Consider the following 11,199-nt stretch of genomic DNA (forward strand, 5'->3'; position numbering starts at 1 on the left):
ATGAAAATAAGCTAGTACTTTATAAAGCTACCCTTTTACTCCACCAATTGTTAATCCTTTTGCAAAATATTTTTGAAAGAAAGGAAAAACAAATAACATAGGGCCAGCAGATATAATCGCCATTGCAAATCGCACTGTTTCCGAAGGTACTGTTGTGATACCAATATCAATTGGTAATTCTCGTGCAATATTATTTAAAAATTCAACCTCCATCAGTATTCTTTGCAACAAAAATTGAAGGGTATATAGCTCTGGGTCCCTTATATAAATTAACGCAGTCATCCATTCATTCCAGCGAGCAAGTAAGTTAAATAATCCTATTGTTGCAATGACAGGCGTTGATAAAGGTAATATAATCTTAAAAAATATCTTCCATTCACTAGCTCCATCTAATTTAGCAGATTCAATTAAACTAAAGGGTAAACCCATAAAAAATGTTCGGAAAATAATAATGTGAAACGCATTAGCTAATGTTGGTAGGATATAAACCCATATTGAATTTCCTAATCCATAATACTGAGTAATCAAAATATAGGTTGGTATTAATCCACCACCAAAAATCATTGTAAAGAAGATAATAAATGTGATGAAATATCTCCACTTCACATCTGGTCGAGATAAAGGATACGCGCAAAGTGACATAACTAATATACTTAAAAAGGTTCCAAAAAACGTTGTAAATATGGTTACTCCATACGACCTTACAATTTGATCCATATTTTGAAAAACAATTTTATAAGCTGTAAAATCTAATTCTGATGGAAATAACGGATATCCTGATGAGCTTAATACTTCCTCACTAGAAAGAGAAATGGATATAGAATAGATAAAAGGAATAATAAATAAGGCTGTAAAGCAGATAAAAAAGAGATGTACAAAGAACTTATAATTACCACCCGATTTCATATCGACCCTCCTTTTTAAAATAAAGCATTCTCCGGTTTAATTTTCCTTATAATCCAGTTGACAATAAGGATCAATACTAACCCAACAACTGACTGAAATAAACCAACTGCAGCTGTTATACTTAAATCTCCGGTTCTTAGTCCTCTGAAAATATAAGTATCTATAATATCTGTTGTAGGATAAAGCAGTCCTACATCTCGTGGTATTTGATAAAATAAACCGAAATCACCACGGAACGTATCTCCAATCGCTAATATTGCCAAAATCGTTAATACTGGTAGTACAGCAGGTATAGAAATATACCAAGCCTGCTTTAGCTTACTTGCCCCATCAATTCTAGCTGCTTCATATAATTGAGGATCAACAGCTAGTAACGCTGCGTAATAGATTAAAATTTGTAACCCTACCGTTTTCCATAGATTCGTGATCGTCAAAATATAAGGCCAATGACCTGGTTCAGAGTACCAATTGACCGAATTCGCTCCAAATTCTCCCAATAACTGATTGACTACTCCGTGCGTTGGACTTAAGAAAATGTAAGTAAGAAAACCAACTAATACCCATGATAAGAAGTTCGGTAAAAGCATGGCAGTTTGATGAACTTTTAACATAAACTTATTTTTTATTTCATTTAATAGTAGAGCCACTGTTAATGCTATAACATTCCCTACAATAATAAATAAAAAGCTATACGAAACGGTATTTCTTAAAATTCGCCATGCGTCATTTGAAGTAAAAAAGAACTCGAAATTCTTAAACCCTACCCATGGACTCCCCATAATCCCTAGATTATATCTAAAATCCTTAAAAGCCATTATGACTCCAAACATCGGGGCATAATGAAATAAAAGAAAATAGAGTAGCGCAGGTAGTGTAAGTGCAAACAAAGGCATGTTTTTTCTAACAAATAGTTTCACTCTACTTCTTTTGTTTACGATATGTATCTTTTCTCCTTCAGACACTTTAGGTTGTATGGCCATTGAACTCACCCCCGAGATACTTGTTGTTTGTTAAAGTAATTGTAACTGCTTACAAGTTTTTTTTATATTCTATAAATTTAACTTTCTGTTCAATAAATCAACTTATGCCATACGAAAAAGTATCTAAATTTGCGTATTGTACAGAATTTATACTATAAAAACGCGTAACGAACTGAGCCGACGCCCTCCTCGAATAAACCCACATCTTCACCGTCCTTCCCAAACTGACTCCTTATAAAAAAACTGAACGAGCATCTCGTCCAGTTTTCATGTAGCCTTTTTATACTTTGGAATCTTAACGGTTATTCTAGTACCGTCATTTTTTTTACTTGTAATCTGCAATCCGTAACTTTCACCAAAAATAAGCTTTATACGCTGATTTACATTACGCAATCCAACACTATTTCCTTCTACACTAAATAGCTGATCTAGTTGGTGGTTAATTTCCTTTAATTTCTCTTTTTCTATTCCGACACCATTATCTGCTACCTCGAAGATAATATTTGAAGCCTCTTCTGAAATTTTAATCGTAATGATTCCTTGATTCTCTGTCGGCCTGATACCGTGGTAAAAGGCGTTTTCAATTAACGGCTGAAGAGTTAATTGAACAGTTTGATACTCTAATAATGTTTCATTGACGTCCCATTCAACAAGAAATTTATCCTTAAATCGCGTCTCCATTATTTCAATGTAACTTTTATTTAATTCTATTTCTAGTGATATTGGGATAACTTGACTTCCAGAGCCTAGTGTCAATCTTAATAAGCGTGATAAAGAAAATGCCATTTTTGAAATATCATTCTCTCCACCCGTTAGCCCCATTGCCATCCACTTCATTGATTCTAGTGTATTTGATAAAAAGTGTGGACTAACTTGAGCTTGTAATGCTAATGTCTGTGCTTTATTCAGATGCGTCAAGTTTTTGTCTAACTCTTCCTCTAATTTCACCTTTTTATCCATATTATCTACTATATTTTTATTTATATAGTATAATTCATTTTTTTGTAATCTACCTTCATTTTCTTTCCACCTATCCGGTTCATTGAGTGCAGTAATGATGCTTTGAATTGGCTTATATGTTCGCATGGAAATAATGAAAGAAATAATAACCGCCACGAAAATACTTATAGAAAAAAAGATAATAATGAACTTCCATATTTCATTTATTTTTTGTTTATATGTCGTTAAGGGCTGAAATGAGACAACAGACCAGTCATTTGCTTGTAAATCCGTCTTTGAAATAATGAATTGTTCTCCATTAATCGATTGTGTTTCGGAAGTATTGCTTTCTTGAAGATTTATATCTGGATATAAATCATAAAAATTCATTTGAAACTGATAAATATCCTCATTATAAATAATCGTGTTGTCGTTATTATCTATAATGTACAAATCATTAAAAATGCCATCATTCGTTTGTCCAATAAAATCCCGTAATCCTTGTATATTTATATTAATAACTACAACACCTAGCTTTTGTTGATTCGATAAAAAAACAGGGTAATACAAGGATAAATAATAAGGAAAGCGATTATTAAATTTTCTCGGTTGTAAAAACATATGATTTGTATCAATTGGTTCATAGTACTCATACCAGCTTTTTTCTTGAAAAAAATCAGCCGAGCCAATAAATTGTTTTGCGATCATATTATGATTAAACTCTGAGTAGATGTATATGGAGTCAATATAGTCAAACGTATTTGTATACATCTTAATCATATTTTCAATCCTTAGCTCCCTAGCACCTTGCGAACCATTACTTAACATGAAGGTTTGCACATCTGCTTGTAGGGATAACTGAGCAGCTAACCGATTAGAATCTCTTATAACTGTATTAATAATATCCGCTGTTCGATAAAGTGAGCTTTGATTACTTGTTGAAACTTCCTCTTCCACAACCATATTCATTTGAAAAAAAACAACATAGCTTAGTCCCATAAACGGGATAATAATGAGAAGTAAAATAAGGCATAAATTGCGAATAAACACACTTTTAAATTTGTAGTTAGATATCACGTACCATAAACTGCGTTTATTCATTGAACATTCTACTTTCACTTAGAAATGTACGGCAATATTCCTTCGGAGAGCATCCTGTTGATTGTTTAAAAACCCTCGAAAAGTACTTGCTGCTTTTATACCCCACTTTCTCACTAATTTCATACGTCTTATATTTATTTTCTTTCAATAGCTCAATCGCTTTTTCAATACGAATACTAGTCAAATAATCTGAAAAATTCTTCCCCGTTTGCTGCTTAAACAAACGGCTAAAATAAACATGGTTTAAGTAAACATAATCCGCCACATCTTCTAAAGAAAGATCTTTGTTATACATATGTTGAATATACTTTTTTGCTTGTTCAATGATTTGGTGCGAAGACGATTTTTTTCTCATCTTTGAATAATAATTAATCATTTGCTGTAAATATTCCTGACACCAACCTTTAATATCTTCAAGGTTATTTATATTTAGAACTCCTTGATACGCAATCTTGCCTTTACTTATTTCAAACACATTTACCCCCATTTCGGCAAAGGTGTGGGAAATCATTGAAAGCAAATCAATAATTAATCGTTGGACATCTTCAATAGGAAAGGCTTCTAGTTTACTAAAAATATGATATAGTGAATCTTCTATTGCTTTTACATTTCCATCGATAATAAACGAAATAAATTGTCGATATTCTTGAATTAAATCTCTATACTCTCCCACTTCTAGAGCTGATTTCGAATCGTTTCCAGTTTGAAAGCTGCTGCTAGTGTTTAATTTAACATTTTGAGCGAGCTCAATTAAGCTATCAAACATCGGATTCTTTACAAACGTTAAGAATATACCGAAATTTTTCTGTATCGACTTTTTTATTTTCATGATGTCACTGTCAATTAAAGCAATAAAATCTTTTTTTTCATTTCTATGAGATAATGCAAGGATTTTAAGTGTTTTCCTATTTAAGTAGGTAGAAATATATTGTGTACCATTCTTTTCCGAATGAAAGAACTTTTGCAATGTCGTCCAAATATAATCATTGCCTAGTCCTTTTGACTTTTCTTCAGTATTAACAGTTACTTCAATGATACAACAGTTACCTGAAGCTAAATCGCTTGTAAGCTTTATTGTTTCCAATCTCGCCGTTAGTTCTATGTCATTCTTGATGGCTCCACTTAAAACATTTATTAAAAACTGTTCTTTAAGAAGTGGAATCATTTCATCATACCTTTGTCTGTAGCACTTCTCTTCCTCGTCCCTCTGCTTTTTCTGATCTAATTCTCCCTTCATTTTCTGAAAGACGGAATTTATTTCTTTTATATCTGTAGGTTTTGTTAAATAATGCTCAACGTTAAATTCGATCGCTTTTTTTGCAAACTCAAAATCTTTAAATCCACTGACGATAACTGTTTTGATTTGTGGAAAGTTCTCATGTATAAATTTTGAAAGCTCCAGTCCTGATACATGTACCATGTCAATATCTGTCAGCACGACATCAACTTGATTGTTCTGTAAATACTCTATTGCATCCTTTCCATCCTCGAAACAACTAACTAGTAAATATCCCATCGATCTCCAATCAATAAATTGTTTTAATCCTTCACGTATGACTTCTTCATCATCTACTACGATTAATTTATACATAATTTCACCTCTTCCCATATATATTGATATAATTGAAAACGCTATCAAAAAAGTTGTCGTAACTTTGATGAATAAACTTTATTATATACTATTTGCTTAATTGCGCCTTTTGAATTTAGGATTTTTTCAATAAAGGTGTCCTTTGACTATTTACCATCTATACCTTTCATACATAATCTTCTACTCTTTTTATTTATTTTAAGTATCTAAATTTGAGAAAAGTTCCTCATTTTAACCATTTGTTTTTAGGTATATCATTGTTGAAACATTACTTGATAAAATAGAAATGAAAGGTGTTTAGCGACTTAATTGACACTAGAATATTAGGAGATATGATAATGGAAAAAAATTTACAAAATGGTTTCTATAAAGCTTGTGATCTGATCATGAAAATGGCATATATCAATATTTTATGGATGATGTTTTCTATACTAGGGGTTGTTGTTTTAGGTTTTTTTCCAGCTACTGTAGCAATGTTTTCCGTTATCAGAGATTTGCTCTCAAAAAAGGACATACCTATTTTCCAAAACTTTTGGACAATATATAAAAATGAGTTTATTAAGAGTAATGTATTAGGTCTCATTTTATTAGTAATCGGTTATATTTTTTATATTGACCTACTTTTTTTACGCGAAGCGACTGGCCACATCCAGCTACTCTATATGCCATTAATGATCGTCTGTATCATTTTTTTCCTTACACTACTCTATATTTTCCCCGTGTATGTTCATTATGACATTAATATATTGCCAATCATTAAAAATTCATTCTTCTTAATGGTTCTTTTTCCTATTTACACGATATCCATGCTCATTATCTGTCTAATTGTCTATTTTATCATGATTACCTTCCCTAGCTTACTTATCTTTTTTAGCGGAAGTGTTTTTTCACTTATACTCATGTCATTTGCTAATTTTACCTTTAGCAAAAACGAGCAAAGACTAGAGCTGGAAAAAGGGAACTAGTAAATTCGAAAGACACTACTCGGTGAAAGAGGAGGACTCCAACCCTCCCCTTTTTCTATTTAATTGTGGACTCTTCCCTCGTCACTTTTCCCCTCTTTTCTTCTATGATTTTTACTCGAACACCTTTTTCATGACTATAGAAATTGTCAAATTCAATTCTTTGTATACAGCCATTTTCTAATTCCACCTCAAAACAGCTGTCATCGATGACGTTCGTTCCGCGAATGACTGGTTTCTCAGGATAAAGCTCGACTACATTTATATATCTTGCTTCATTATTACTCGTTCGTATAGCAATCGTTTTCCTTTGTTTCCCTTCATCTCCAAGCGGATAATCGCCACCTATGACCAATTTCAGCCTATCAGCATTCATTTTTTCGATATTTAACGTCATGACTGCTGGTTTTGTACAATCAATTGGTTCAAAGGGGACTGCTGCTTCATATTCCACTCCAGCTATTTTTACTGGCCCACCATAATAATCCTTTCCAATCCCTTTTCCTAAGTCAACATGGTCTAAATCATAATGCAACTCTGTAATAGATATCGTTTTTCCGTCTGTTGTTAAAATATACGGTTCACCAATAAAGATCGTCTTTCTAGAGGACTTATCTACATTGACCTTTATTTGTAGTTCCTTTATGCCTTTTAAAGATACGTCCACAATACCCTTTCCTAGGATCCAAGCTCCGAATGCTCCTGAATCTAATCGTTTTCCATCACCTATTATTTCATAAGTAAGTTGCTTATTAATTTCATCTGCCTCAGGAAAGTTGCCAATCATGATTTGCTGTTGTTTCGGCCATATGGAATGTAGATCTATTTTCATATGGCCGTCTACATTAAATCGGCTATTTTTTCCGTACTCATTGTCTTTCTTTTGGTCGTAGTCATATTCATAGTGTATTTGTGCTGGAGCCTGAACATTATACCAGTGACAATCAGTAATAAACTGGCCTGCACTATAAGGATCTTGAGTAAATTGACCTGTATGATGAATCCATTTCTTCTTTGTAGCGCTTAACTCTTTTAATCCTTCAAAATGAAACAAACAATCATAATCATGAAGTTCCTTGCCTTTTACGTAATCGACAATAACAACATAGTCATCTGTCACCATGATCATTCTACGTTGAAGGATCGGCTCCGTATAATCCCCTATATCTCCCTGCTCCCTTTTAATAGGAGGCGATGGAATATATCTCCCTTCATTCCATGCCTTTTCCTCTGGGAATTGTTCTGCATATGGAGTTTGTCCCCCATATGGCGGATCACACCATCTTGCTATTGTTTCCACAGCACATACTTGAAAGAGCTTTCCAGTATGGAATAATAACCGTTTTGTTTCCGATGGTTCTTGCATCTTCTGATCTACTACAACCATATTGTGTGACATAGAAGTTTGTACCCACATTTTAAACATATAAGAACCATAACCGTACCATGTCGCTTCTGGATTATACACATTTTTCCCATACCTCATTAGTTGAAGCATACTTGCCCGATCGAAGTGACCATGATAACCACCATGCGTACCATACTTTATCACCATTTGTATTTGCTCACTTTGCTCCCTTCCATCTGTTTGTGAGCGCAACACACAAAAACCAACATTATCAGAAAAAGTAGATCGTGTGTGTAAGTCCGTTTCTACTTCTTCTGGGAGTTCTGGAACTCCGTATAGCAAATCTCTCTTTTCTGCATGTTTAATAACAGGTACATAGGACGGGTTTCTGTATAAATAATAGGCCAATTCATACGTAGCAGCCATATTCATTTCCGCAGAATCATTTGCGCCAAACAAAATACCACGGTAATCGATAAATGGAAGCATCGCATCCCAAATACCGCGAATACTTCGATAGTTTTTCTTATTGGTACCGTACTTTTGAAAGGACATTCCTAAAAATGGTTTTTCTTTTGGGTATGTCCATGGAGAAATCATTGCATTTCTCCCATAATACGGAGGTATATATAAATCTCTTACATTAATCCCCCATGGTAGACACGCTTGTGCAACTTTTGTGACTAAATCTGCAAATAAAACAACATAATTAGAGGCACTTTCAAAATACCAGTCATCATCCATCACACCAGCAGCGATTAAATCACAAAACCCATTCTTTCCACTAATAAATCGCCGAATCCATTTCATATCCTGAATGACCAAGCTGCAAAATAGACCCGCAACCATACCACCAGCTGGAATGTTATTACTATCTCCATCCGTAATGACCCAATCGACCTTTTGAATAAATCGTTCTAATGCTTGCTTTATATGAACATGATCCTCCTCTGTCAAAGCTTCTGTATGATAAATAAGGTCATATCCAGAAACGATATCCATCATAAGCTCTCCCTCATGAATCAGTTTCCCTGATGATACCTTTGCCTCTAATGGAAATTCTCCATCGAGAAGTAATTCATCAATACTATGAAAAATAGAAGCTTTCGTTGTAGGATAACCTGTTTTCGGATTAGCAAATCGCTTTAAAAACAAGGAGACCTTCTTTAATAAATCCTTTCGACCCGTTAATTTCCAAGCAATCGCGGTGGCCATGAAAGGAAATCGCTCTTCTAAAGAAAAAGCAAATTCACTATTTGTATGACATTCAGGAACTTCCCATTTTTCTGCATTATTCACATAGCTACCCAAACTATTCCTTGCCCAATCGTAGCTGGCAATCTTTGCTCTTACCGCATTCCAACCATCCTCCGTATGGAGAAGATACGGGTGGGGCAGTTCTTTCACTGTAATCAGCTCTATTTTTTTCAAGAAACTAGTATTTCCGTTCGGTACAGCTACTAACGTTTGAACTTCAAAGCCTCCTGGCGCAATTTGTTCATTGATCTCTACTTCTAACGTTCCATGCTGTCTTTCTCCTGGTTCTAATACGATGTAATGTGGATGTAATTTAGTTTCAACTGACTCCCATCCATACTTCTCCAAGAATAGGGATACGGCTTGTGTTACGTTACTTTCGTTCGTTACGGTAAAATGATAGCAGACTATTTTCCCCGTTTTCCCTGCTAATGAATCTTGTTCACTTTGTAAATCGATTGGTCCACTATGCTTGAGTCTACAATTTTTGAAGAAAATCTCGCCTTCTTGTTCTCCTGACAGAAACCTCGCTTCTAAGGACACTTCACCAATAAATCTCCAAAATGCGCTCGCTACCTCGTTCGTGTCGAATTGCGAAAAATTGATTTCAATCGTTTTCCAACCCTTACCAGCAACTATTACATTAGCAGAAGTTTGTTCAACATACTCTGGACGACCAATTTTTACTGGATAAGCAGTCACTTCTAACAATAGGGGGCTTTCATCTGGTAATTGTATATCAAAGGAAATACAATCATACTCTCTCCAATCAGCATAAGGATCATACCTGTAGAAAATCTTATGATTCGGATATATGAAACCATCTTTTTCTACTTTTATATTGAAGCTATCCTTTACACACACCCAGTTTGAAATATCTAACATATGCATGCAACTTAACTCCTTTTCATTTCAAGTAATTATCTTTAACACATAACTCATCTCAGAAAGAATACCTTTCGTTAAGGAACAATCCCACAGGCGTTTCTTGATTTTCGATAAGCGCCCCATTGACCAAAATGTAACAGAAACAAACATTAATCAAATCATTTGATAAAAGAAAAGGGAAAATCTATCGAATGCGATTTCCCTTATAAAATGTCTATATCAAATTGTTGTCATCCTAATGATTTTTAGCACCACTGCGATAGAAAGAAAGGTACCTATTTCATTTAACTTACATTCATTTTAGCTTGATGTTGAAACCAAAAGTATGACTTTATTAAGGGAAAATGGTATTTGGTTGTTCCCTTAATGAATCTATTCATTAAAAATTTGAGTTATTAGCCGAAGTTTAGTGAATGGGTATTCAAAAAAAATTTGAGCAAACCTAGCTAATTTTTTCTTTTTAAAGAGAACAGATTGTGGTGTGTACTTCGCTGACCACGAAGGTTTTTCTAGTATAAAGTGCTTAATGCTTCTTTTCTAAACGGAACTATTTCTTCATAATTTCCTTTATGAATTTTAGCCACCCATGCTGGATCTGAAATTAGAGGGCGCCCTATCGCTACTAAATCAAATTCATCTTTCTCTAGTCGATCAAGCAATCGTTGGATGCTAATTGCATAGTGTATCCGTTATAGCCTTCTAACAAAGGATTCGCGCCAGCCTCCAGTGTCACCCACAGAAAATAGAGGAAATATCGAAAAAACGCCTTTAAGAATTTTTTCTCAAAGGCGTTTTTTCTACGGTCTGCTACTTATTAATGTAGTTACTGTTATAAAATAATTATGCCTTTTTCCCTACAGCTTTTGTAAAGCCTCTTTCAGCTTCTCCAATTCTTCCTTTGAAATGGTAACACCCTTCCCCATCTTCTCATGGTTCGGAGCCCAGTCACGAATATCATACTTCGGCTCACGACCGTTCCAGCTAATGAGATTCAATTCTTTCGTCCAGCCTTTTGGTGATTCAGACAATACCGCAACGTGTTCAGTGATTTCGAATTTCAGTTCAGCCATAAGTTAAATCCTCCTGTTATTCAGATTAAATAGCATGCGCTAAAACAGTGACTCATTAATAATGATAAAGGTTTATCTACCATAAATAAAGATTTCCAACTCTTGATTAACCCGTTGTACTGTTTCAGTGATCTTCAATTAAACCTGCCTTTTACTT

Annotated in this window: 7 protein-coding genes; 1 reads left to right on the forward strand and 6 read right to left on the reverse strand. The window is 34.3% G+C overall.

What is annotated here, in order from left to right; translation table 11 throughout:
• Positions 1 to 27: 27 nt before the first annotated feature.
• From MW695_RS20255 to MW695_RS20270, 4 genes are all read right to left on the reverse strand, one after another.
• The gene (locus MW695_RS20255) at positions 28 to 906 is read right to left on the reverse strand and encodes a carbohydrate ABC transporter permease (RefSeq protein ID WP_247107307.1); all 879 of its coding nucleotides are present in this window, start codon (positions 904 to 906) and stop codon (positions 28 to 30) included.
• Positions 907 to 920: 14 nt separating this feature from the next.
• Positions 921 to 1,886 (reverse strand): ABC transporter permease, encoded by a 966-nt coding sequence (locus MW695_RS20260; protein WP_306421249.1) that lies wholly within the window; start codon positions 1,884 to 1,886, stop codon positions 921 to 923.
• A 267-nt stretch (positions 1,887 to 2,153) separates the two neighbouring features.
• Positions 2,154 to 3,794: a sensor histidine kinase gene (locus MW695_RS20265; protein ID WP_247107308.1), complete on the reverse strand. Its 1,641-nt coding sequence runs from the start codon at positions 3,792 to 3,794 to the stop codon at positions 2,154 to 2,156.
• Positions 3,795 to 3,918: 124 nt separating this feature from the next.
• On the reverse strand, positions 3,919 to 5,517 hold the full coding sequence (locus tag MW695_RS20270; protein ID WP_247107309.1) for a response regulator transcription factor: 1,599 nt from the start codon (positions 5,515 to 5,517) through the stop codon (positions 3,919 to 3,921).
• A 338-nt stretch (positions 5,518 to 5,855) separates the two neighbouring features.
• Here MW695_RS20270 and MW695_RS20275 point away from each other — a divergent pair, with 338 nt between their 5' ends.
• A complete protein-coding gene (locus MW695_RS20275; RefSeq protein ID WP_247107310.1) occupies positions 5,856 to 6,482 on the forward strand; it encodes a YesL family protein in 627 nt (208 codons plus the stop codon).
• Between the two features lie 55 nt (positions 6,483 to 6,537).
• On the opposite strand, the gene MW695_RS20280 is transcribed toward MW695_RS20275, so the two are convergent.
• Together MW695_RS20280 and MW695_RS20285 are read right to left on the reverse strand one after the other, a co-directional pair.
• Positions 6,538 to 9,975: a COG1470 family protein gene (locus MW695_RS20280; protein ID WP_247107311.1), complete on the reverse strand. Its 3,438-nt coding sequence runs from the start codon at positions 9,973 to 9,975 to the stop codon at positions 6,538 to 6,540.
• Positions 9,976 to 10,826: 851 nt separating this feature from the next.
• Complete coding sequence (locus tag MW695_RS20285) at positions 10,827 to 11,042, reverse strand: YdbC family protein (RefSeq protein ID WP_247107312.1); 216 nt, start codon at positions 11,040 to 11,042, stop codon at positions 10,827 to 10,829.
• Positions 11,043 to 11,199: the final 157 nt, after the last annotated feature.

Source organism: Halalkalibacter sp. APA_J-10(15) (assembly GCF_023017105.1).
Taxonomy (GTDB): domain Bacteria; phylum Bacillota; class Bacilli; order Bacillales; family Bacillaceae_D; genus Halalkalibacter.

Excerpts from the sequence above, each read along its gene's own strand:
- MW695_RS20255 (WP_247107307.1), bottom strand. The coding sequence starts at position 906 with ATGAAATCGGGTGGTAATTATAAGTTCTTTGTACATCTCTTTTTTATC.
- MW695_RS20260 (WP_306421249.1), bottom strand. The coding sequence starts at position 1,886 with ATGGCCATACAACCTAAAGTGTCTGAAGGAGAAAAGATACATATCGTA.
- MW695_RS20265 (WP_247107308.1), bottom strand. The coding sequence starts at position 3,794 with ATGAATATGGTTGTGGAAGAGGAAGTTTCAACAAGTAATCAAAGCTCA.
- MW695_RS20270 (WP_247107309.1), bottom strand. The coding sequence starts at position 5,517 with ATGTATAAATTAATCGTAGTAGATGATGAAGAAGTCATACGTGAAGGA.
- MW695_RS20275 (WP_247107310.1), top strand. The coding sequence starts at position 5,856 with ATGGAAAAAAATTTACAAAATGGTTTCTATAAAGCTTGTGATCTGATC.
- MW695_RS20280 (WP_247107311.1), bottom strand. The coding sequence starts at position 9,975 with ATGCATATGTTAGATATTTCAAACTGGGTGTGTGTAAAGGATAGCTTC.
- MW695_RS20285 (WP_247107312.1), bottom strand. The coding sequence starts at position 11,042 with ATGGCTGAACTGAAATTCGAAATCACTGAACACGTTGCGGTATTGTCT.